Below are 26,470 nucleotides of genomic sequence, written 5' to 3'. Positions count from 1 at the left end.
CAGTCTCGGTCTCTGCGCACTCTCGAAGGACAAGGAACACATGGCGAACGAGGACAAGCTGCGCGAATACCTCAAGCGTGCGATCGCCGACGCCCAGGACGCCCACCTTCGTCTGCGCGAGGCCGAGGCCAAGGAGCACGAACCCGTCGCCGTCGTCGGGATGGGCTGCCGCTACCCGGGCGGCGTCGCCTCCCCCGAGGACCTGTGGCGGCTGGTGAGCGGCGGCGAGGACGGCATCACACCGTTCCCCACCGACCGCGGCTGGGACCTCGACGCCCTCTTCGCCGCCGACACCGACCGGGCCGCGGGCACCTCCGCCACCCGGGAGGGCGGATTCCTGCACGACGCGGCCGAGTTCGACGCCGAGGCGTTCGGCATCAGCCCCCGCGAAGCCCTCGCCATGGACCCCCAGCAGCGGCTCCTGCTGGAAACGTCCTGGGAGGCCCTGGAACGCGCCGGCATCGACCCGCACTCCCTGCGCGGCACACCGACCGGCGTCTTCGCGGGACTCATGTACCACGACTACGCCGCCCGGCTGCGGGAAGTACCCAAGGACGTCGCGGGCTTCCTCGCCAACGGCAACGCCGGCAGCGTCTTCTCCGGCCGCATCGCCTACGTCTTCGGCTTCGAGGGCCCCGCCGTCACCATCGACACCGCCTGCTCCTCCTCCCTCGTCGCCCTCCACCTCGCCTGCCAGTCGCTGCGCAGCCGCGAATGCGCCACGGCACTCGCCGGCGGCGTGACCGTGATGGCGGCGCCCACCACCTTCGTCGAGTTCTCCCGGCAGGGCGGCCTCGCCTCCGACGGCCGCTGCAAGGCCTTCGCCGACAGCGCCGACGGCACCGGCTGGGCCGAGGGCGCCGGCGTCCTCGTCCTCGAACGCCTCTCCGACGCCCAGCGCCTCGGCCACCCCGTACTCGCCGTCATCCGGGGCAGCGCCGTCAACCAGGACGGCGCCTCCAACGGCCTCAGCGCCCCCAACGGACCGGCACAGCAGCGCGTCATCCGCCGAGCCCTGGAAGCCGCTCGACTCGGCACGGCCGACGTGGACGCCGTCGAGGCGCACGGCACCGGCACCCGGCTCGGCGACCCCATCGAGGCACAGGCACTCCTCGCCACCTACGGCAAGGGACGCGACGAACACGACCCCGTCTGGCTGGGGTCCGTCAAGTCCAACATCGGCCACACCCAGGCAGCGGCCGGTGTGGCCGGCGTCATCAAAATGGTCATGGCCCTCCGCGCCGAACGCCTGCCCCGCACCCTGCACGCCGGCGAACCCTCCACACACGTCGACTGGTCCGCCGGCGCGGTACGGCTCCTGACCGACGAACGCCCCTGGCCGCGCGGCGAGCGACCCCGCCGGGCCGGCGTGTCCTCCTTCGGCATCAGCGGCACCAACGCCCACCTCGTCCTCGAAGAACCCCCCGCACGGCACCACACGCCCGACGACGCACCCGCCCACCTGCCCCACATCCCGTGGGTGCTCACCGCCCGCACCGCGACCGCCCTCGAAGCGCAGGCCGAACGACTCGCCGCCCACCTCACCGCCTCGGACGCCTCCGCCCTCGACATCGGCCACACCCTCGCCACCGGCCGAGCCGTCCTCGAACACCGCGCGGTCGTCCTCGGCCCCGACCGCACCAGCCTGCACACCGCACTGGCCGGCCTCACTGGCACCCCGGGCACGGGCACGGCCGTGACCGGCATCGTCACCGAGGGCCGCACCGCCTGGATGTTCACCGGCCAGGGCAGCCAACGCCCCGGCATGGGCCGCGAACTGTACGCCGCACACCCCGCCTACGCCCGCGCCTTCGACGACATCTGCGCCCTGCTCGACGCCGAACTCCGGGGCGCGCCCGGCTTCGACGTCCCCGTGCGCGACGTGTGCCTCGCCGCCCCCGGCACACCCGAGGCCGCCCTCCTCGACCGCACCGGCTACGCCCAGACCGCGATCTTCGCCGTCGAGACCGCGCTCGTCACCCTGCTGCGCGCCTGGGGAGCGGAGCCCGACGTCGTCATCGGCCACTCCATCGGCGAGATCGTCGCCGCGCACACCGCCGGAGCGCTCGAACTGCCCGACGCCGTACGGCTGGTGGCCGCCCGCGCCCGGCTCATGCAGTCCCTGCCCGACGGCGGCGCCATGGCCGCGATCGAGGCCGACGAGACCGAGGCCGCAAGGCTCCTCACCGCCGCCGGGGAGCCGGGCACCGCGGTGATCGCGGCCGTCAACGGCCCGCGCGCCGTCGTCGTCTCGGGCACGGAACACGCCGTCGAGCAGATCACGACCGCCGCCCGGGAACGCGACCTCCGGACGACGCGGCTGCGGGTCTCACACGCCTTCCACTCACCGCTGATGGAACCGATGCTGGCCGAGTTCGCCGACGCCGTCGCCGGCATCGGCCACCGCCGACCGCTACTCCCCGCCGTCAGCACCCTCACCGGCCGGGCCGCCGACGACGACTGGGCCACCCCCGGCTACTGGGTCCGGCAGGTCCGCGAGGCCGTCCGCTTCCACGCCGCCGTGCGCACCGCCACCACCGACCTCGGCGTCAGCCGGCTCCTCGAAATCGGCGCCGACCCCGTCCTCGCCGGCCTCGCCCAGTCCACCGCCCCCGGCACACCCGCCGTGCCCACCCTCCGCGAGGGCCGCGACGAGTGCGCCGCCGTGCTGACCGCGCTGGCCGAAATGTTCGTCCGCGGAGCCGCCGCCGACTGGGCCGCCGTGTTCCACGGCACCGGCGCCCGCCACACCGACCTGCCCACCTACGCCTTCCAGCGCCGCCGCTACTGGCTCGACGCCGGCCGGTCCGGCACCGACGCCCGCGGCCTCGGTCTCGGCGTCGCGAGCCACCCGATGCTCGGCGCCGCCGTCGCCGTCGCCGGCTCCGACACCGTCCTGCTCACCTCCCGGCTGTCCCTCGCCACCACCCCCTGGCTCGCCGACCACGTCGTCGGCGGTCTCGTCGTCGTCCCCGGCACCGCCCTCGTCGAACTCGCCCTCCAGGCCGGCCTCCGCGTCGACTGCGACCACCTCGACGAACTCACCCTCCAGGCCCCGCTCGTCCTCCCCGACCAGGGCGCGGCACAGGTCCAGATCGTCATCGACACGGCCACCGACGACGGCCGCCGCACGGTACGGATCTTCTCCCGCACCGAGGACGCCGAGGTCGAACAGGCCTGGACCCTGCACGCCACCGGAACGGTCAGTACCGGCACCACCCGGCCCGCACCCTGGGACCTGCGCGCCTGGCCCCCCGCGGCAGCCGAACCCGCCGACCTCACCGGTCTCTACGACCGGCTGACCGAGGCGGGCCTGCGCTACGGACCCGCCTTCCAGGGCATCGACCGGGTCTGGCGGGCCGGCGACGACTGGTACGTGGAAGCGGCCCTCCCCGAACCCGTCGCCGACGACGCGGAACCCTTCGGCCTGCACCCCGCCCTCCTCGACACCGTCCTGCACACCCTGGCCCTGCGAACGCCCGGCGACGACCACCGCGCGCTCCTGCCGTTCCTGTGGTCGGGCGTGACCCTCACGGCCGTCGGCGCACCCGCCGTCCGGGCACGGCTCACCGTCCGCGGTGACGGCGAGATCACCCTGCGCGTCGCCGACGCGGCGGGCGACCCCGTCGCCACCGTCGACTCCCTCCTCCTGCGCCCGGTGGACACGGCCGAACTCACCGTGCGGCGGGCACCGTCCGGCGCGGACCACCTCTACCGGCTGGAGTGGACCCGGGCCACCACACCGACGAGCGAGCAGCCTGCCACCGAACCGGTCGCACTCGGCACCCGCATCCCCGGCCTCGAAACGGCGACCCTCCACTCCGGTCCGGAAGCCCTGATCGCCGCGATCGACGCCGGAGACGCAGCCCCACGACGCGCCCTGCTGCCCGTCGGCACCGGCCCCCTGACAGACGTTCTCACCCGCACGCTGCATGCCGTGCAGCGATGGCTGGCCGAACCGAAGCTCGCCGGCACCCGCCTGGTGATCGTGACGTGCGGGGCCGTCCCCGTACTGCCCGACGAGACGGCCGACCCGGCCGGCGCCGGCGTCTGGGGCCTGATCCGCTCCGCCATGAACGAACACCCCGGCCGCCTCGCCCTCGTCGACGTGGACGACACGGGACTGACCCCCGCCGTCCTCGCCACCACCGACGAACCCCAACTCGCCGTGCGCAAGGGAGAGGTATGGGCGCCGCGCCTGGCCCGCATGGCATCGGGCGGCGTGCTGGTGCCGCCTGTGGGTGTGGGTGACGGCTGGCGGATGGATGTGGTGGAGCAGGGTCGGCTGGACGGTGTTGCGCTGGTTGCGGAGGAGCGGCGGCCGTTGGGGCGGGGTGAGGTCCGGGTCGGTGTGCGTGCGGCGGGTGTCAACTTCCGTGACGTGCTGAACGTGCTCGGCATGTATCCGGGTGATGCGGGGCGGCTCGGTCATGAGGGTGCCGGTGTGGTGTTGGAGGTCGGTCCGGGGGTTGAGGGGCTGGCGGTCGGTGACCGGGTGATGGGTCTGCTGGACGGTGCGTTCGGGCCGACGGCTGTGACGGATGCCCGGTTGTTGGCGCGGGTGCCTGTGGGGTGGTCGTTCGAGCAGGCGGCGTCGGTGCCGATCGTGTTTCTGACGGCGTATTACTCGCTGGTGGATCTCGCGGGGTTGCGGGCGGGTGAGTCGGTGTTGGTCCATTCTGCCGCGGGTGGTGTGGGGATGGCTGCGGTGCAGTTGGCCCGGCATTTGGGTGCGGTGGTGTATGGGACGGCGAGTGAGCCGAAGTGGCCGGTGGTGCGGGGGCTGGGGGTTCCGGAGGAGCGGATCGCTTCGTCCCGTACTACAGACTTTGAGGAGCGCTTCCGACCGGGCGTGGATGTTGTTCTGGACTCTCTGGCGGGGGAGTTCGTGGATGCGTCGTTGCGGTTGGTGCGGCCGGGTGGCCGGTTCGTGGAGATGGGCAAGACGGATGTTCGGGACGCGGAGGAGGTGCGTGCGGAGTTCGGGGTGGAGTACACCGCGTTCGATCTTATGGATGCGGGTCCGGAGCGGATCGCGGAGATGTTCGCCGCGTTGCTGGAGCTGTTTGAAAAGGGTCTGCTGAAGCCGAACACGGTGACCTCGTTCGAGATCGCTCGGGCGCCGGAGGCGTTGCGGCTGCTGGGGCAGGCCAAGCACGTCGGCAAGGTGGTCGTCTCGGTTCCGGCTCCCTGGCAGCAGTCCGGCACGGTGCTGATCACGGGCGGTACGGGTGGGCTTGGCGCTGAGCTGGCCCGGCATCTGGTGGCCCGGCATGGTGTGCGGGACTTGTTGCTGGTGTCCCGGCGTGGTCTCGAAGCCCCGGGCGCTCGCGAACTCACCGAGCAGCTGGGTGTGTTGGGCGCGCGGGTGAGCGTCCGGGCCTGTGACGTCAGCGACCGTGAGGCGCTGGCGGGTGTGCTGGAGGGCGTCCGGCTGAGTGCTGTCGTCCATGCGGCCGGTGTCCTGGACGACGGTCTGATCGCGGACCTGACTCCGGAGAGGCTGGCGCGTGTCCTCGCCGCGAAGGCGGAATCGGCGCTCCACCTGCATGAGCTCACCCGTGGCCATGATCTGTCGGCGTTTGTGTTGTTCTCGTCCTTCGCGGGCGTGGTCGGCAGCACAGGTCAGGCCGCGTATGCCGCCGCGAACAACGTCCTGGACGCGCTCGCCGTGTCCCGCCGCGCTGCGGGTCTGCCCGCAGTCTCGCTCGCGTGGGGTATGTGGGAGACCGCCGAGGGCATGGGCGGCACGCTCGCCAAGGCCGAGTTGGACCGGATGGCTCGGCAGGGCTTCCCAGCTCTCGAAACCAGTGAAGGGCTTGCCCTCCTGGACACCGCCCTGCTCGTCAACGAGCCGGTCGCCGTCCCCGTGGCCCTGCGTCCGTCCGCCCTCTCAGCCGTCCGGGACACGCTGCCGACCGTTCTGCACGACCTCGTTCCCGCTTCCGACCGCCGGCGTCGCGCTGCGGGAAGCGCCACCGCGGGGACCGGGACCGCTCTGGCGCGCAAGCTCGCCGGACTCCAGGACACCGAGCAGGAGCGGCTACTGCTCGACCTCGTGCTGACGCAGGTGGCGGCGGTGCTGGGCCATGCCTCGGCCGGGTCGGTCGATCCGGCCCGCGCCTTCAAGGACCTCGGGTTCGACTCGCTGACCGCTGTCGACCTGCGCAACCGGCTCGGCTCGGCCACCGGTATCACCCTCCCGGCCACCCTCGTCTTCGACCATCCGACGCCCGCGTCGCTCACGGCCTTCCTGAAAACTCAACTGCTGGGCTCGGCGGACCGGACCGACGGCGCACCAGCGGTCGGCTCCCGCGCCCGAGTGGCCCTGGACGAGCCGATCGCCGTCGTCGGCATGGGGTGCCGTTTCCCCGGCGGTGCGGACTCGCCGGACGCGCTCTGGGATCTGGTCGCCGAGGGCCGCGACGGTCTCACCGCCCTCCCCGCCGACCGTGGTTGGGACCCGGCCCTCCTGGACGGCCTGACCTCAGTGGGCGGGTTCGTTGACGATGTCGCCCTTTTCGACGCGGAGTTGTTCGGGATCTCGCCGCGTGAGGCGCTGGCGATGGACCCGCAGCAGCGGTTGCTGCTGGAGACCGCCTGGGAAGCGCTGGAGGACGCTGGCATCGACCCGACCTCGCTGCGGGGTTCGGCGACCGGCGTGTACGCGGGTGTCTCCGCGAACGGTTACGGCAGCGGGACGGTGGACGACCCGCAGGGCAACACCGAGGGGTATCTGCTCACCGGCAGCACGCCCAGCGTGGCATCGGGCCGGCTGTCGTACGTGTTCGGGCTTGAAGGGCCGGCGGTCTCCGTCGACACGGCGTGCTCGTCCGCGCTGGTGGCTCTCCATCTGGCGGCGCAGGCTCTGCGCGCGGGGGAGTGCGATCTCGCCCTGGCCGGTGGCGCGACGGTGATGGCGACGCCGGGGATCTTCCTGGAGTTCGCGCGGCAGGGCGGGTTGGCTGGTGACGGTCGGTGCAAGTCGTTCGCCGAGGCTGCCGACGGCACTGGTTGGGCCGAGGGTGGCGGCATTCTGGTGCTGGAGCGGTTGTCCGACGCCCGCCGTAATGGGCATCCCGTGCTGGCCGTCGTGCGGGGCAGCGCGGTCAATCAGGACGGGGCGTCGAACGGGTTGACCGCGCCGAACGGGCCGTCGCAGCAGCGGGTGATCCGGCAGGCGCTCGCCGCCGCCCGGCTGGAACCCTCCGAGGTGGATGCCGTGGAGGCGCACGGGACCGGTACGCGGCTCGGCGACCCGATCGAGGCGCAGGCATTGCTGGCCACGTACGGGCAGGGGCGTAGTGACGACGAGCCGCTCTGGCTGGGGTCGATCAAGTCCAACATCGGTCATGCGCAGGCGGCTGCCGGTGTGGCCGGTGTGGTGAAGATGGTGATGGCGTTGCGCCGGGAGCGTCTGCCGCGCACGCTGCATGTGGACGAGCCGTCGTCCCACGTGGACTGGTCGACGGGTGCGGTGGCGCTGCTGACGGAGGAGCGGGCCTGGCCGCGCGGTGACCGTCCGCGCCGCGCCGGTGTGTCGTCCTTCGGTATCAGCGGCACCAACGCCCACGTCGTCCTGGAGGAAGCACCGAGCGCACCCTCGCCGCAGAGGCAGGCGTCTCCTGTCCCCGTCGTCCCGTGGGTGCTGTCCGGCCGCAGTGAACAGGCGGTCATCGCTCAGTCCGAGCGGCTGGCCGAGTTCCTCACCGGACGGCCGGACGTCTCGCCGCTCGATGTCGGGCTCTCGCTCGCCACCACCCGGGCGGCGCTGGAGCACCGGGCGGTCGTACTGGGCCCCGATGCCGAAACCCTGCGCGCCGGACTCACCGCAGTCACCGGACCGGCCGAACTCGCCGGGTCGGCCGTCGCCGGCGTCGTCACCGAGGGCCGCACGGCGTGGATGTTCACCGGCCAGGGCAGCCAGCGCATCGGCATGGGGCGCGAACTCCACACCGCCTACGCCGAGTTCGCGCGCGCCTTCGACGAGGTCGCCGAACTGCTGGAAGCCGAGCTGGCCGGGGCGGACGGCTTCCCCCTGCCGCTGCGCGAGGTGCTGTTCGCGGACGACGACTCGACCGCCGCCGCTCTGCTGGACCGGACCGGCTACGCCCAGGCCGCCCTCTTCGCCGTCGAAACCGCGCTCGCCGCGCTCCTGCACTCCTGGGGCGTACGTCCCGACGTGGTACTCGGCCACTCCGTCGGCGAGTTCGCGGCCGCCCACGTGGCCGGGGTCTTCGAACTCGCGGACGCGGTGCGGCTGGTGGCCGCTCGTGCCCGGCTGATGCAGGCGCTGCCCGAGGGCGGGGCGATGGCCGCGGTGGAGGCGGACGAGGCGGAAGTCGCCGAACTGCTCAGGGGTGCGGAAGACGTGGCGGTCGCGGCCGTCAACGGGCCGCAGGCCATGGTGGTTTCGGGTACGGAGGCAGGCGTCGAGCGGGTCATGGCGGCCGTGTCCGGCCTGGGCCGCCGCACCACCCGGCTGCGCGTCTCGCACGCCTTCCACTCGCCGCTGATGGAGCCGATGCTCGCCGAGTTCGCCGGGATCGCCGCCCGCATCGACTACCGCCGGCCGACCATGGCCGCCGTCAGCACCCTGACCGGTGCGGCACTCGCCGACGGCGACTGGACTACCCCCGACTACTGGGTGCGCCAGGTACGCCAGGCCGTCCGCTTCCACGACGCCGCCCTCACCGCAGTCGGCGATCTCGGCGCCGTACGCTTCCTCGAACTGGGCCCGGACCCGGTGCTGTCCGCCCTCGTGGAACCCGCCCACGCCGTCCCCGCCCTCCGCAGGAACCGCCCCGAGGCCCACAGCCTGCTGCACGCGGTCGCCGAACTGTACGTACGCGGCACACCCGTCGACTGGGCGGCCCTGTTCACGGACAGCGGCGCCACACCGACCCGGCTGCCCACCTACGCCTTCCAGCGCGAGCGCTACTGGCTGCGCGACGCGGGCGGGTCCGCCGACGCGCGCGGCCTAGGCCTCCGGGCGGCCCAGCACCCGCTGCTCGGCGCTGCCGTCCCCGTGGCCGGTACGGACGCCGTCCTGCTGACCGCCAGGCTGTCCGTCGCCGCCACGCCCTGGCTCGCCGACCACGTCGTGGGCGGGACCACCGTCGTCCCGGGCACCGCGATGCTCGAACTCGCCCTGGCGGCAGCCGAACGCGTCCACTGCGACCGCGTCGACGAACTCGCCCTCCAGGCCCCGCTGATCCTCCCCGACCGAGGCGCCGCGCAGGTGCAGATCGCCCTCGACGCCCCGGACGACACCGGCACCCGCTCCCTGCGGCTGTACGCCCGCCCGGACACCGCCGACGACGACAGCACCTGGACCCTGCACGCCACCGGCGCGGTGAGCGGCGATGCGACCCCGTCCCGGCCGTCGGACCTGCGGACCTGGCCCCCGGCCGGCGCCGAACCGGCCGACGTGACCGGCCTGTACGAGCGGCTCGCCGACGCGGGCCTGCGGTACGGCACGGCCTTCCGCGGCCTGCGCAACGTCTGGACGCACGGCGACGCCCTGTACGTGGAGGCCGCCCTGCCCGAGGCGGTGGCGGCCGAGGCGCCCGCGTTCAGTCTGCATCCGGCGCTGCTGGACGCCGTTCTGCACGCCCTTGCACTGCGTGCCGACGACCGGGAAGGCACACTGCTGCCCTTCGCCTGGTCGGGAGTCACCTGCCAGGCCGTGGGCGCCGACCGGGTGCGGGTACGCGTCGAACCGCGCGGCTCCGGCACCTACGCGCTGCACGTGGCCGACGCCGCCGGCGACCCGGTCGCCGCCGTCGAGTCGCTGCTGCTCCGCCCGGTCTCCACCGGTGAGCTCGCCGCACAGAGCGCCGCCGCCAACGCCGCCGAGGACCTCTACCGGGTCGAGTGGACTCCGCTCGTGCCGTCCGGCGAGCGTACGGCGGCACCTTCCGACCGGGTGACCGTCCTGCGTGCACCGGAGGCCCCGGAACCCTGGCAGGCGGCCGGCCTCACCCTCGCCGGCTGCGACGACGCCGTACCCGACACGGTCGTCCTGCCGATCGCCGCAGGAGCGGGAACCGCGGCGGTCGGCGACGCCCTGGCAGCCGTACGCGAGTGGCTCACCGAGGAGCGCTTCGCCTCCGCACGGCTCGTCGTCGTGACCAACGGCGCCGTGGCGGTCCGCGACGGCGAGACACCCGACGTCGGCGGCGCCGGAGTCTGGGGCCTGGTCCGCTCCGCCATGAACGAACACCCCGGACGCTTCGCCCTCGTCGACACCGACGACGCCCCCGAGTCGTACCGACTCGCCGCCACCCGCACCGACGAAGACCAGATGGCTGTCCGCGAGGGCAAGGTGTGGGTGCCGCGCCTGGCACGGATGGCCTCGGGCGGCGTGCTGGTGCCTCCTGCGGGTGTGGGTGACGGCTGGCGCATGGACGTCGTGGACCAGGGGCGGCTGGACGGTGTCGCCCTGGTCCCCGAGCAGCCGATCCCGCTCGCGCCGGGCCAGGTACGGGTCGGTGTGCGTGCGGCGGGCGTCAACTTCCGTGACGTACTGAACGTGCTCGGCATGTATCCGGGTGACGCGGGGCGGCTCGGTCACGAGGGCGCCGGTGTGGTGTTGGAGGTCGGTCCGGGGGTTGAGGGGCTGGCGGTCGGTGACCGGGTGATGGGCCTGCTGGACGGTGCGTTCGGGCCGACGGCGCGGGCGGATGCGCGGATGGTGTGCCAGGTCCCGGAGGGCTGGTCCTTCGAGCAGGCGGCGTCGGTGCCGATCGTGTTCCTCACGGCGTACTACTCGCTGGTCGACCTCGCGGGGTTGCGGGCGGGTGAGTCGGTGCTGGTCCATTCCGCCGCAGGTGGTGTCGGGATGGCCGCGGTGCAGCTGGCCCGGCACTTGGGTGCGGTGGTGTACGGGACGGCGAGTGAACCGAAGTGGCCGGTGGTGCGAGGGCTGGGGGTTCCGGAGGAGCGGATCGCTTCGTCCCGTACTACGGACTTCGAGACACGTTTCCAGCCCGGCGTGGATGTTGTTCTGGACTCTCTGGCGGGAGAGTTCGTGGACGCGTCGTTGCGGTTGGTGCGTCCTGGCGGCCGGTTCGTGGAGATGGGCAAGACCGACGTACGGGACCCCGAGCAGGTGCGTGCGGAGTACGGGGTGGACTACACCGCGTTCGATCTGATGGACGCGGGTCCGGAGCGGATCGCGGAGATGTTCGCCGCGTTGCTGGAGCTGTTTGAAAAGGGTCTGCTGAAGCCGAACACGGTGACCTCGTTCGAGATCGCTCGGGCGCCGGAGGCGTTGCGGCTGCTGGGGCAGGCCAAGCACGTCGGCAAGGTGGTCGTCTCGGTTCCGGCTCCCTGGCAGCAGTCCGGCACGGTGCTGATCACGGGCGGTACGGGTGGGCTGGGCGCTGAGCTGGCCCGGCATCTGGTGGCCCGGCATGGTGTGCGGGACTTGTTGCTGGTGTCCCGGCGTGGTCTCGAAGCCCCGGGCGCTCGCGAACTCACCGAGCAACTTGAGGAGTTGGGCGCCCGGGTGAGCGTCCGGGCCTGTGACGTCACCGATCGCCAAGCCCTGGCCCGCATCCTGGAGGGCGTCCGGCTGAGTGCTGTCGTCCATGCGGCCGGTGTCCTGGACGACGGTCTGATCGCGGACCTGACTCCGGAGCGGCTGGCGCGTGTCCTCGCCGCGAAGGCGGAATCGGCGCTTCACCTGCATGAGCTCACCCGTGATCATGATCTGTCGGCGTTTGTGTTGTTCTCGTCCTTCGCGGGCGTGGTCGGGAACGTCGGTCAGGCCGCGTACGCTGCCGCGAACAACGTCCTGGATGCCCTGGCCGTGTCCCGCCGCGCTGCGGGTCTGCCCGGTGTGTCGTTGGCGTGGGGTATGTGGGAGACCGCCGAGGGCATGGGCGGCACGCTCGCGAAAGCAGAGTTGGACCGGATGGCCCGGCAGGGCTTCCCCGCACTGCCGACCAGTCAGGGCCTCGCCCTCCTGGACACCGCCCTGCTCGTCAACGAGCCGGTCGCCGTCCCCGTAGCCCTCCGCCCGGCCTCCCTGGCCGCCGTGCGGGAAACCCTCCCGGCCGTCCTGCACGGCATCCTCCCCGCCCCCGACCGTCGGCGCCGCGTCGCAGGGCACGCGGCCGGTGGCGGTGCCCTGGCCCGGCGGCTGCGTGAGCTGTCCGTCGAGGAACAGGAACGCGAGCTGCTGGACCTCGTGCGGACCCAGGTCGCCGCCGTCCTCGGCCACGCCTCACCCGCCGCCGTCGACCCCGAACGCGCCTTCAAGGACCTCGGGTTCGACTCGCTCACCGCCGTCGACCTGCGCAACCGCCTCGGCTCGGCCACCGGCGTCACCCTCCCGGTGACCGTGATCTTCGACCACCCGACGCCGGCCGGTCTCGCGACATGGCTGCGGGAGAAGCTGACGGGTGCCCCGGCCGAGGGCACGGGGGAGGGCCGGGACACCACGACACCCTCCGCGCCGGCGGCCGACGAGCCGATCGCCGTCGTCGGCATGGGCTGCCGCTATCCCGGAGGCGTGGACTCTCCGGAGGCCCTCTGGGACCTGGTGACCACCGGCGGCGACGGCATCGCGCCCTTCCCACTGGACCGTGGCTGGAACACGCGGGCGCTGGACGGTGTGGCGGCGGTCGGCGGATTCGTGGACGGGGCCACGGAGTTCGACGCGGAGTTGTTCGGGATCTCGCCGCGCGAGGCGCTGGCGATGGACCCGCAGCAGCGGTTGCTGCTGGAGACCGCCTGGGAGGCCCTGGAACGTGCCGGCATCGATCCGCTGTCGCTGAAGGGTTCGGCGACCGGCGTGTACGCGGGTGTCTCCGCGAACGGCTACGCCAGCGGGCAGGAGGACGACGACGCCGATCCGGAGACCGACGGCTATCTGCTCACGGGCAGCACCCCGAGCGTCGCCTCGGGCCGGCTGTCGTACGTCTTCGGGCTGGAGGGCCCGGCCGTGTCCGTGGACACCGCGTGTTCGTCGGCGCTGGTCGCGCTGCATCTGGCGGCGCAGGCCCTGCGCGCGGGGGAGTGCGACATGGCGTTGGCCGGTGGTGCCACCGTGATGGCGACGCCCGGTATGTTCCTGGAGTTCGCGCGGCAGGGCGGGCTGGCCGGCGACGGCCGGTGCAAGTCGTTCGCCGACAGCGCGGACGGCACCGGTTGGGCCGAGGGCGGCGGCATCCTCGTGCTGGAACGGCTGTCCGACGCCCGCCGCAACGGCCACCCCGTGCTGGCCGTCGTACGCGGCAGCGCCGTCAATCAGGACGGTGCCTCGAACGGCCTCACCGCGCCCAACGGGCCGTCCCAGCAGCGGGTCATCCGGCAGGCGTTGAAGGCCGCCCGTGTCTCGCCCGCCGAGGTGGACGTGGTGGAGGCGCACGGCACCGGTACGCGGCTCGGCGACCCCATCGAGGCGCAGGCCCTCCTCGCCACCTACGGCCAGGCCCGCAGCGACGACGAACCGCTCTGGCTGGGGTCGGTCAAGTCCAACATCGGGCACGCCCAGGCGGGCGCCGCGGCGGCGAGTGTCATCAAGATGGTCATGGCGCTCCAGCGGCGCCACCTGCCGAGGACACTGCACGTGGACCGTCCGTCCAGCCACGTCGACTGGGAGTCGGGAGCGGTACGGCTGCTGACGGAGCCCCGTGACTGGCAGGCGAGCGGCGACCGTCCGCGCCGGGCCGGCGTCTCCTCGTTCGGCATCAGCGGCACCAACGCCCACGTCATCCTGGAAGAGGCGCCGCCGCCCGCCTCCACGCACGCCCCGGCGGTCGCGGTGCCGGGCGGGAACGGTCGTGCGCCGCTCGTCCCCTGGCTCGTGTCCGGCCGTACCGCCCAGGCGACCCGGGCGCAGGCGGCACGGCTCGCCGGTTTCCTCACGAACGGACCCGAGCGGTCCCCGTACGCCGTCGCCCACGCCCTGGCCACCACCCGGGCCGTGCTGGACCACCGTGCCGTGATCCTCGGCTCCGACACGGACCAACTGCGCGCCGGGATGCACGCCTTGGCCACCGACGGTGAGTCGGTCACCGGGCACGCGACCGTCGTGACCGGCACGGTCGGAGAGGGCCGCACGGCGTGGCTGTTCACCGGGCAGGGCAGCCAGCGTCCCGGCATGGGCCGCGAACTGCACGCCGCCTACCCGGTGTTCGCGCAGGCCCTGGACGCCGTCTGCGACCTGCTCGAAGCGGAGCTCGGCGGACCCGAGGCCGGATTCCCGCGCCCTCTGCGCGACGTCCTGTTCGCCGACCCCGCCGCGCGGGAGGACGACGGACTGCTCGACGCCACCGGTTACGCGCAGACCGCACTCTTCGCCCTCCAGGTGGCCCTGGCGGAACTCCTGCGCTCCTGGGGCGTCCGCCCCGACCTGGTCACCGGCCACTCGGTCGGCGAACTGGCCGCCGCCTACACCGCCGGTGTCTTCGAACTCCCGGACGCCGTACGGCTGGTGGCCGCGCGGGCGCGGTTGATGCAGGCGTTGCCCGGGGGTGGGGCGATGGCCGCGCTGGAGGGCTCGGAAGCCGAGGTGACGGAGTTGCTGAAGGGCCTTACTGGCGGTGGGCAGGTGGCTGTGGCTGTCGTCAATGGGCCGTCCTCGGTGGTTGTTTCGGGTGATGGGCATCTGGTTGAGGAGGCGTTGGCGGTGGCCCGGGAGCGGGGCCGTCGGGTGTCGCGGCTGCGGGTCAGCCACGCCTTCCACTCGCCGCTGATGGAACCGATGCTCGACGACTTCGCCGCCGTGGCCCGGACCGTCACGTACCGCCGCCCGACGGTTGCCGCCGTCAGCTCCGCCACCGGCGAGGCCGTCACGGCGGAATGGGCCACCGCCGGATACTGGGTGGACCAGGTGCGGCGGCCCGTGCGGTTCCACGACGCGCTGACCACGGCCACCGGTGACCACGGCGCGACCTGCCTGCTGGAACTGGGACCGGAGCCCGTCCTCACCGCCCGCGCCCGGTCCGCCTCGGACGGCCGCAGCACCGCCACCGCCGTCCTGCGGACCGGCCGGCCCGAACCCGAAAGCCTCCTCACGGCCGTCGCCGAACTGTTCGTGCGCGGCATGAAGACCGACTGGGCCGCCGTCACCACGGCCGCCGACCGGACCACCGCCACGACCACCACCTCGGCTCTGGCCACGGCCGTCACACCGGCCCCGGCCACCACTACCGCCGCCACACCGGCCCCGGCCCCGGCCACGGCCGCCGCCCCGGGCACCGTCACGGCCGTCACTACGGCCCCCGCCACGCCCCCCGCCACGCCCCTCACCACGGCATCCGACCGGACCACCGTCATGGTGGCCACCACGGCCGCCGACTCAACCACTGCCGTGGCCACCACTGCCGTGGCCACCACTGCCGTGGCCACCACTGCTGCGGCCACCGCGACGACCGCCGACCCGGCCGTCGCACCGGCCACCGACGGGGCCGGCGTCGCGCCACCGTGGGAACGCCTCGACCTGCCCACGTACGCCTTCCAGCGCCGCCGGTACTGGCTGCGCGACCGCCGGACTCAGCGGCGGGCCGGCGGTGCGGACGGCGCCGGCCGCACCGGAACGGACGACGGGTTCTGGAGCCTGGTCGAGGACGGCGACACCGCCGCGCTCGCCGACCGGCTGGGCGTGGCACCCGATGCCTCCCTCGACACGGTGCTGCCGGTGCTGTCCGACTGGCGCAGGCGGCAGCGCGAGGCGTCGGAGCTGACCGCCTGGCGCTACCGGCTCACCTGGAAGCCGATCGGCGTCCCGGCCGCCGCCTCCGCACTCACCGGGCACTGGCTGGTCGCCGCCCCGGAACAGGACGCGGCGGACCAGGACGGCTTCCTGGAACAGTGCACGCGGGCCCTGCGGGACGCCGGCGCCCAGGTCACCGTCCTGACCGTCGGCACCCACGACAGCCGCACCGCGCTCACCGCCAGGCTGCGCGAACTCGCCCCGGACGGTGTGCTCTCCCTGCTCGCCTCGGCCGACGAACCCGCCTCCGACGACGGGCTGCCCCCTGCCGCCACCGCCCTCACCCTCCTCCTCGCCCAGGCCTGGACGGACGCGGCCGGCGGAACCGGCGCCCCCCTGTGGTGCGTGACCCGGTCCGCCGTCTCGGTCGGCTCCGGCGATCCCCTCCACCACCCCGCCCAGGCCCAGCTCTGGGGACTCGGCCGCAGCCTGGCCCTGGAACACCCCGACCTGTGGGGCGGGCTGACCGACCTCCCCGCCCGCCCCGGACACCGGGAAGTGACCCGGCTCGTCCAGATCCTCGCCCACAGCGGGTCCGCCGACTGGCGGGAGGACCAGCTCGCCGTCCGCGCGGGAGGCGGCGTCTTCGCGGCCCGGCTCGTCCGGGACGACAGCGCCCGCCACTCCGCCCCGTCACCGGCCCGGAACCGCGGGACGGTGCTGATCACGGGCGGCACGGGAGCCCTCGGCAGCCACGTCGCCCGCCGGCTCGCGCACCAGGGCGCCGAGCACCTGCTCCTCGTCTCCCGGCGTGGCGCCGACGCCCCCGGCGCCACCGGGCTGCGCGACGAACTCGCCGCACTCGGCGCCCGCGTCACCCTCGCGGCCTGCGACCTCACCGACCGGGACGCGCTGCGCGACCTGCTTGCGGGCATCCCCGAGAACACGCCGCTGACCGGGGTCGTCCACGCGGCGGGCGTACCGGCCAACGGTGTCCTCGCCGACCTCACACCACAGCACCTGGCCGCCGCACTCGCGGCCAAGGCCACCGCCGCCGACCTGCTGCACGAACTGACCACCGACCTCGGTCTCGACCTCGACTTCTTCGTCCTGTTCGCCTCCGTGACCGGAGTCCTCGGCAACGCCGGCCAGGCCGCCTACGCCGCCGCCAACGCCCACCTCGACGCCCTCGCCCAGTACCGCCGCGCCCAGGGCCTGCCCGCCGCATCCGTAGCCTGGGGGCCCTGGGCCGGTGACGGCATGGCCGCCGACCGGGCCGCCGAGGAACGCATCCGGCGCTCCGGGCTGCGCCTGCTGCCGCCCGAGCGTGCCCTCGCCGCTCTGGACCAGGTGCTCGCCGACGACCAGCCCTGCACGACCGTGGTGGACGTCTCCTGGGACCGCTTCGCCACGGCGTTCACGCTCACCCGTCCCAGCGCCCTCCTCTCCGACCTGCCCGACGCCGCACCGGCCGGCCGCTCCGACGCCGCCGCACCGGGCGCCGGGGCAGGTGAACTCGTCAGCAGGCTGCGCGACCTGCCGCCCGCCGAACGCGAACGCGCCCTGGGTGACTTCGTCCTGGCCCGCGTCGCCGCGGTCCTCGGCCACGAGTCACCGGCGGCACTCGACGCCGACCGCCCGTTCAAGGACTTCGGCTTCGACTCCCTGACCGCCGTCGACCTGCGCAACCAGCTGATGGCCGGCACCGGCCTGCGGCTCGCCACGACCCTCGTCTTCGACCACCCCACCCCCGTCGGCCTGGCCCGCCACCTCCACGCCGAGCTGTTCCCGGCCGACACCGCGGAGCTCTCACCGCAGGACATGGACGAGGACCGCGTCCGCCGCCTGCTCGCCTCGATCCCGCTCACCCGCCTGCACGAAGCAGGCCTCCTGCCCGGCCTGCGGACCCTGCTGGCCGAGGCCGACGACGAGCAGGCCCGCAGCACGGACGACACCGACCGGTCCTGGGCCGACGACGACCCGGACGGCGAGGACCCCGCCATCGCGGACCTGGCCGTGGAGGAACTGGTGCACCTGGCACTCGGCGACGACATGCCCGATGAAGACGCCGACACGGATGCCTACATCGACTCCGACACAGATCCCGACACAGGGCCCGACACAGGTCTCGATGCAGATCCCGACACAGATCCTTACACCGACGCCGACCTCGCATTCACCGACCGAGACTGACTGAGGGACCGATGAGCGCACCGTACGAGAAGGTCGTCCAGGCCCTGCGGAAGTCCCTGGAGGAGACCGAGACGCTGAAGAAGCGCAACCGGCAACTCGTCGCCTCCTCCCGCGAGCCCATCGCGATCGTCGGCATGGCATGCCGCTTCCCCGGCGGCGTCTCGTCCCCGGACGACCTGTGGGACCTGCTGGCCGAAGGCCGCGACGGCATGACCCCGTTCCCGGCCGACCGCGGCTGGGACCTGGACGAGATCTTCGACCCCGTACCCGGACAGTCCGGCCGCACCTACGTGAACGCCGGTGGGTTTGTGCGGGGTGCGGCGGAGTTCGATGCGGGGTTGTTCGGGATCTCGCCGCGTGAGGCGTTGGCGATGGATCCGCAGCAGCGGTTGCTGTTGGAGACGTCGTGGGAGGCGTTGGAGCGGGCGGGTGTGGATCCGGTGTCGGTGCGGGGGTCGGTGTCGGGTGTGTTCGTGGGGACGAACGGTCAGGACTATGTGCTGGCGTCGCAGGGTGGGTTCGGTGAGGTGGAGGGTTTTGTCGGTACGGGGTCTGCGGCGAGTGTGATGTCGGGGCGGGTGGCGTATGCGCTGGGTTTGGAGGGGCCTGCTCTGACGGTGGATACGGCGTGTTCGTCGGCGTTGGTGGCGGTGCATCTGGCGGTGCGTGCGTTGCGGGCGGGTGAGTGTGGTCTGGCGTTGGCGGGTGGTGTGACGGTGATGTCGACGCCGGCGGCGTTCGTGGAGTTCTCGCGGCAGCGGGGGCTTGCTGCGGACGGTCGGTGCAAGGCGTTCGCGGAGGGTGCGGACGGGACGGTGTGGGGTGAGGGTGTGGGGATGCTGGTGTTGGAGCGTCTGTCGGACGCCCGCCGCAACGGTCACCCGGTGCTGGCCGTCGTACGGGGCAGTGCCGTCAATCAGGACGGTGCGTCGAACGGTCTGACCGCCCCGAACGGCCCTTCCCAACAGCGCGTGATCCGGCAGGCGTTGAAGAACGCCGGAGTGAAGGCAGCGGACGTCGACGCTGTCGAGGCGCACGGCACCGGCACCTCCCTGGGCGACCCGATCGAAGCACAGGCCATCCTCGCCACCTACGGGCAGGACCGGCAAGAGCCCCTGTGGCTGGGGTCGGTGAAGTCCAACCTCGGGCACACCCAGGCCGCCGCCGGAGCCGCCGGCATCATCAAGATGGTTCTCGCGTTCCAGCGCGAGTCCCTGCCCAGAACGCTGCACGCCGACCGTCCGTCCTCACACGTCGACTGGGAGGCGGGCGCCGTACGCCTGCTCACCGACCCCCGGCCGTGGACGCGCGGCGACCGTCCGCGCCGCGCCGGCGTCTCCGCGTTCGGCATCAGCGGCACCAACGCCCACGTCGTCCTCGAAGAAGCCCCCGCCGAAAAGACCGAGCAGCCCCGGCCCACTGCTCAACTCCCCGTGACTCCTTGGATCGTGACGGGACGCGACGCCGACGCCCTTCGCGCCCAGGCCGCACGCCTCGGCGCACACCGCAGCCCGCAGCCCGCGTCGCAGGCCGACATCGGCCTCTCCCTGGCCACCACCCGCGCCGTCCTCACCCACCGGGCCGTCGTCCTGGGCCCGGACACGGACACCCTGCGCAGCGGCACACGCGCCCTCGCCGACGGCGACCACCACCCCGCCCTCGTGACGGGCCAGATCCTCAAAGGCCGCACCGCGTGGATGTTCACCGGGCAGGGCAGCCAGCGCCCCGGCATGGGACGCGAACTCCACGACGAGTTCCCGGAGTTCCGTCGGGCGCTCGACGAGGTGTGCGACCTCCTCGACACCGAACTCGGAGCAACCGACCCCACCCACACCCCCCTCCGCGACACGATCTTCACCGCTGAGCCGGAGCTCCTCGCCCGCACCGGCTGTGCCCAACCCGCCCTGTTCGCCCTGCAAGTGGCGCTCGTGGCGCTGCTGCGCTCATGGGGCATGCGGCCGGACTGCGTCCTCGGTCACTCGGTGGGCGAGTTCGCCGCCGCCCACACGGCGGGCGTCTTCGCACTGCCCGACGCCGTACGGCTGGTGGCCGCGCGGGCGCGGTTGATGCAGGCGTTGCCCGGGGGTGGGGCGATGGCCGCGCTGGAGGGCTCGGAAGCCGAGGTGACGGAGCTGTTGAAGGGCCTTACTGGCGGTGGGCGGGTCGCTGTGGCTGTCGTCAATGGGCCGTCCTCGGTGGTTGTTTCGGGTGATGGGCATCTGGTTGAGGAGGCGATGGCGGTGGCCCGGGAGCGGGGCCGTCGGGTGTCGCGGCTGAAGGTCAGCCACGCCTTCCACTCGCCGCTGATGGAACCAATGCTCGACGACTTCGCCGCCGTCGCGGCCGGTGTCGCCTACCGAGCCCCCGCACTGAACGCCATCAGCACCGTGAGCGGGGAAGCCGTCCGGGACGGCGACTGGACCACCGCCGCCTACTGGGTCGAACAGGTCCGGCGCCCCGTCCGGTTCCACGACGCCCTCACCACCGTGACCGGCCCGCAGGGCGCCACCCGGCTCCTGGAGATCGGGCCGGAGCCCGTCCTCACCGCCCTCGCCCGGGAGGCCGGGCACGCCGCCGCGGCGACCCTGCGCAAGGGGCGGGCGGAACCGGAAACCGTGCTGACCGCCGCCGCGGAGATGTTCGTGCGGGGCGCCGACGTCCGCTGGGCCGCGCTCTTCGACGGCACGGGCGCGCGCCGCGTGGACCTGCCCACGTACGCCTTCCAGCGCGAGCGGTACTGGCTGCCCGACCACGCCGTGACCACGAGCGACCGGGGCGCGGGCGGTGACGACGGTGCCGTCGAGTCACGGTTCTGGGACCTCGTGGAACGCGGTGAGACCGACACACTCGCCGAACGCCTCGGCGTCGACACCGGCGACGCGCTGGACACCGTGGTGCCCGCGCTGTCCGAGTGGCGCCGCCAGGGCCGGCAGGCACGCGAACAGGCGGCACGCCGTTACCGTGTGCGCTGGCGCCCCGCACGCCTCGGCGCCGCCGACGGGCCCCGCCGCACGGGCCGCTGGCTCGTGGCCACGACGACCCCGACCGGTGCGGACATCGACCCGGCCGGTGCGGGCATCGACCCGCCCGGTGAAGACATCGCAGCCGCCCTGCGCCGGTCGGGCGCCGAGGTGGACCTGATCCACGTCTCCGACACGGACACACGCACCGACCTCGCGCACCGCATCCCCGCGGACAACTCCCCGACAGGCGACTCCTCGTACACCTCCGTCCTCGCCCTCCTGCCGTCCCCGGCCCAGACGCTCGCCCTCTGGCAGGCACTCGCCGACACCGCACCCACGGCCCGCCTCTGGTGCGCCACCCGCTCCGCCCAGTCCGTCGGCGCGGGAGACACCCCTTCCCGGCCCGCCGAGGCGGCCGTGTGGGGCCTCGGCCGCACCCTCGCCCTGGAACAGCCCGACCGCTGGGGCGGACTCGTGGACCTGCCCGCCGACCCGGACGCCGACGACGCCGAACGCCTCGCCGCCGCGCTGACCGCACCCGGCGACGAGGACCAGCTCGCGCTGCGCCCCACCGGCGTCCTCGCCGCCCGCCTCGAACGCGACACCGCCCCCGGCGGCAGCCCGGACAAGGACCGCGGCACCCGCTTCCACGGCACCGCCCTCGTCACCGGAGGCTCCGGCGCGCTGGGCCGGCACATCGCCCACTGGCTCCTCGACCGCGGCGCCGACCACCTCGTCCTCGTCTCCCGTCGCGGCGCCGACGCGCCCGGCGCCCGGGAACTGCACGCCGAACTCGTCGGACGCGGCGCCGAAGTCACCCTCGCCGCCTGCGACATCACCGACCGGAACGCCCTGGCCGGCCTCCTGCACGCCCACCCGCCGACCGTCGTCGTCCACGCGGCAGGCGTCCTCGACGACGGGCTCGCCGCCGACCTCACCCCCGAGCGGCTGGCACGCGTCCTCGCCGTGAAGGCCGAAGCGGCCCAGCACCTCCACGAACTGACCGCCGACCGCCCGCTCGACGCCTTCGTCCTGTTCTCCTCCACCGCGGGCGTGACCGGCAACGCCGGCCAGGCCGCCTACGCCGCCGCCAACGCGCGCCTGGACGCCCTCGCCCAGTACCGCCGCGCCCAGGGGCTGCCCGCCACATCCGTCGCGTGGGGGCCCTGGGCCGGTGACGGCATGGCCGCCGACCCTGTCGTCACGGCACACCTCGGCCGGCTCGGCATCCGCCCGCTCGACCCGGACACCGCCGTCGACGCCCTCCAGCGCATCCTGGACGACGACCGGGTCTGCGCCACCGTCCTCGACGCCGACTGGTCCCGCTTCGCCGCGACCACCGCGTACGCGCGCCGCGGCTCCCTCCTGCGCGAACTCACCGAGCCGGCCAGGACGAAGACGCAGTCCGGCGGCACCGGCCCCGAGCAGTCCACACCCGACGGGGGTGCACTCGCCACGGCCCTGCACGGCCGCCCGGCCGCGGAACGCGAACGCGTCGTCCTCACCCACGTGCGGGACACCGTCGCCGCGGTCCTCGGACACGCCTCCGGCGCCGCCGTCGCGCCCGACCGTCCCTTCAGCGACCTCGGTTTCGACTCACTGACCTCCGTCGAACTCCGCAACCGCCTCGGCGCCGCGACCGGCCTGCGCCTGCCCGCCACCCTCGTCTACGACCACCCCACCCCGGCCGCCCTGGCCGCCCACGTCCGCGCCCAACTGCCCGGCGACCAGGCGAACGAGGGCTCCCAGGACAGTCCGGGATCACCCACCGCCCCCGGTGCCGACGCCGACCCGGTCGTGATCGTCGGCATGGCATGCCGCCTCCCGGGCGGCGTGGACTCCCCGGAAGCCCTGTGGGACATGCTCGCGGCGGGCCGGGACGGTCTGTCCCCCTTCCCCGAGGACCGGGGCTGGGACATCGACCGCGTGTACCACCCCGACCCCGGCAACCCCGGAACCTCCTACGTGAACGCCGGTGGGTTTGTGCGGGGTGCGGCGGAGTTCGATGCGGGGTTGTTCGGGATCTCGCCGCGTGAGGCGTTGGCGATGGATCCGCAGCAGCGGTTGCTGTTGGAGACGTCGTGGGAGGCGTTGGAGCGGGCGGGTGTGGATCCGGTGTCGGTGCGGGGGTCGGTGTCGGGTGTGTTCGTGGGGACGAACGGTCAGGACTATGTGCTGGCGTCGCAGGGTGGGTTCGGTGAGGTGGAGGGTTTTGTCGGTACGGGGTCTGCGGCGAGTGTGATGTCGGGGCGGGTGGCGTATGCGCTGGGTTTGGAGGGGCCTGCTCTGACGGTGGATACGGCGTGTTCGTCGGCGTTGGTGGCGGTGCATCTGGCGGTGCGTGCGTTGCGGGCGGGTGAGTGTGGTCTGGCGTTGGCGGGTGGGGTGACGGTGATGTCGACGCCGGCGGCGTTCGTGGAGTTCTCGCGGCAGCGGGGGCTTGCTGCGGACGGTCGGTGCAAGGCGTTCGCGGAGGGTGCGGACGGGACGGTGTGGGGTGAGGGTGTGGGGATGCTGGTGTTGGAGCGTCTGTCGGACGCCCGCCGCAACGGTCACCCGGTGCTGGCCGTCGTTCGGGGGAGTGCCGTCAATCAGGATGGTGCGTCGAACGGTCTGACCGCCCCGAACGGCCCTTCCCAACAGCGCGTGATCCGGCAGGCGTTGAAGAACGCCGGAGTGAAGGCAGCGGACGTCGACGCTGTCGAGGCGCACGGCACCGGCACCTCCCTGGGCGACCCGATCGAAGCACAGGCCATCCTCGCCACCTACGGGCAGGACCGGCAAGAGCCCCTGTGGCTGGGGTCGGTGAAGTCCAACCTCGGGCACACCCAGGCCGCCGCCGGAGCCGCCGGCATCATCAAGATGATCCTCGCCCTGCACGCCGAGCAACTGCCACCGACCCTGCACGTCGACGCGCCGTCCAGCCGCGTCGACTGGGAGGCGGGCGCCGTGCGCCTGCTCACCGAGCCCCGGCCGTGGACGCGCGGCGACCGTCCGCGCCGCGCCGGCGTCTCCGCGTTCGGCATCAGCGGCACCAACGCCCACGTCGTCCTCGAAGAAGCCCCCGCCGAAAAGACCGAGCAGCACGGGAGCGGTACGCGACTGCCCGTCGTCCCCTGGGTTCTCTCGGGACACCGCCCGGAGTCCCTGGCCCGGCAGGCCGCACGCCTCGGCGCGGCACTCACCGACGACCGGTCGCCGTACGACGTCGGATTCTCCCTGGCCACCACCCGCGCCGTCCTGACCCACCGGGCCGTCGTCCTCGGCCCCGACACACCCACCATGGCCGCCTCCCTCGCGGACCTCGGCACCGAGAACCACGGCATCGTCACGGGCACCGCGTTTGAGGGCGGCACGGCCTGGCTGTTCACGGGGCAGGGCAGTCAACGTGCGGGCATGGGCCGGGAGTTGTACGCCTGCTTCCCGGTCTTCGCCCGGGCGCTCGACGACGTGTGCGCCTGTCTCGACGGCGAGTTCGACGGTGTCCCCGGGTTCCCCACGGCCGTACGGGACGCGGTGTTCGCGCCCGGGAGTTCCGATGCGGCGAGCCTGCTGGGACGTACGGGCTACGCACAGGCCGCGCTGTTCGCCGTGCAGGTCGCCCTGGTGGAACTGCTGCGCTCGTGGGGCATGCGGCCGGACTGCGTGGTGGGTCACTCGGTGGGCGAGTTCGCCGCCGCCTACGCCGCCGGCGTCTTCGAACTGCCCGACGCCGCACGGCTGGTGGCCGCCCGCGCCCGGCTGATGCAGGGGCTTGCGGAGGGCGGGGCCATGGCGGCGATCGAGGCCACCGAGGAGGAGATCACCGGATCACTGGACGCGGCGGTGACCCTCGCCGCGGTCAACGGGCCCCGGTCCGTGGTGGTGTCGGGCGCCGAGGACGCCGTGGCGAAGGTCGCGGCGGCCTTCCAGGCACGGGGGCGCCGGGCGACCCGGCTGCGGGTCAGCCACGCCTTCCACTCGCCGCTCATGGCACCGGCGCTGGACGGCTTCGCCGCCGTGGCGGCCGAAATCCCTTACCGCACACCGACGCTGCCCGCCGTGAGCACGGTGACCGGCGAGGCGGTGCGCGACGGCGACTGGACCACCGCCGCCTACTGGGCCGAGCAGATCGTCCGCCCCGTCCGGTTCCACGACGCGCTGACCACCGCGACCGGCCCGCAGGGCGCCACCCGGCTCCTGGAGATCGGCCCCGACCCCGTCCTCACCGCGCAGGCCCCCGACGACGCGGCCGTCGCCGTGAGCGTGCTGCGCCGCGACCGGGAGGAGACCGCGAGCCTCCTCACCGCCGTCGCCGAGGTCTTCGTGCACGGCACGGACGTCGACTGGAAAGCGGTGTTCGACGGGACCGACGCCCGGCGCGTCGACCTGCCCACGTACGCCTTCCACCGCCGCCGCTACTGGCTGCCCGACCACGCCGCCGACAACGGCGCCCGGTCCTTCCTCGGCGCCGCCGCCGGCCCCGGCACCGAACCACCGGCCCCCACGGACCGGCTGCGCGACCTGCCGTCCGCCGCGCGAGAGAGCGCCGTCATGGACCTGATCCTCTCCCAAGTGGCCCATGTCCTCGGCCACACCGACCCCGGCGAGATCGACCCCACCCGGCGCTTCCTCGAACTCGGCTTCACCTCCCTCTCCCTCGCCGAACTCCGCACCCGCGTCAACCGCGCCTGCGGCGTGCGCCTGCCGACCGGCACCCTCTACGACCACCCCACCCCCCGCGCCCTGGCCGCCCACGTGACCGGCGAGTTGCGGAGCCAGGACGTGCGACCGGCCGCCGCGCCCGCGGACTCCGTCAGCACGCTGGTCCGGTACGCCTTCGAACAGGGGCAGTACGACAAGGCGCTCGACGTCCTCAGCCTGGCCGCCGCCATGCGCCCGGCCCCCGGCGGACACCCGGACGCCCCGCCCGCCCCCGAACCGGTACGGCTCGCCACCGGCACGCGTGCCGGGGCCCTGCTCTGCCTCCCCTCACTGGTGGCACCCGTCACCCCCTACCAGTACGCCCGCTTCGCCGCCGCCCTCCAGGGCATCCGCGACGTCTGGGTGCTCCCCGCGCCCGGCTACGCACCGGGCGAGCCGCTGCCCGAGAGCCCCGAGGCGGCCGCGGCGTGCCTGGCGCGGGCCGTGCTCGCCGCGTTCGGCGACACCCCGCTCACCCTCGTCGCCTACTCGTCCGGCGGCTGGCTCGCCCATCTCCTGGCCGCCCGCCTCACCGGGGCCGGTGCGCCGCCACGCGCCCTGGTCCTGCTGGACTCGCCGGCGGCACCCGAAAAGGAACTCGCCGCCGCCATGGTGGGCACGACCTGCCGGCTGATGCGGGACTTCCCCGAGGTGCCCGTCGACGCCGACCAGTTGACGGCCACCGCCCACTACGGCCGGCTGTTCACCGGATGGCGTCCCGCACCCGGGTCCGCGGCGCCGCGCGCGCTGTTCGTCTCGGCCGCCGACCACGACCCGGCGCTGCTCATGGGCGCCGACCGTCCCTCCTGGCCGCTGCCCCACGAGGCCGTTTCGGCCCCCGGCAACCACGTCACGCTGCTGGAACGCGACGCGGAGAGCACCGCGCGCATCGTCCACGAGTGGCTGCTGAAGCCGTGAACACACTCGTGCGGCAAGCACGGCGAAGGGCCGCCGCACCTTGCGT

2 protein-coding genes are annotated in these 26,470 nt (G+C 73.6%); both read left to right on the top strand.

All coding sequences use genetic code 11. The annotated features are described in order from the left end of the window. Positions 1-40 precede the first annotated feature (40 nt). Complete coding sequence (locus QC282_RS02540; protein ID WP_279547492.1) at positions 41-17,860, top strand: type I polyketide synthase; 17,820 nt, start codon at positions 41-43, stop codon at positions 17,858-17,860. Positions 17,861-17,871: 11 nt separating this feature from the next. After that, a complete protein-coding gene (locus tag QC282_RS02535; RefSeq protein WP_279547491.1) occupies positions 17,872-26,424 on the top strand; it encodes a type I polyketide synthase in 8,553 nt (2,850 codons plus the stop codon). The last annotated feature ends 46 nt before the right edge of the window (positions 26,425-26,470 follow it).

This window comes from Streptomyces sp. DH24 (assembly GCF_029813775.1).
Taxonomy (GTDB): Bacteria; Actinomycetota; Actinomycetes; order Streptomycetales; family Streptomycetaceae; genus Streptomyces.
Note: the sequence above shows the minus strand (reverse complement) of the source record. Positions and strands in the feature narration are given on the sequence as shown.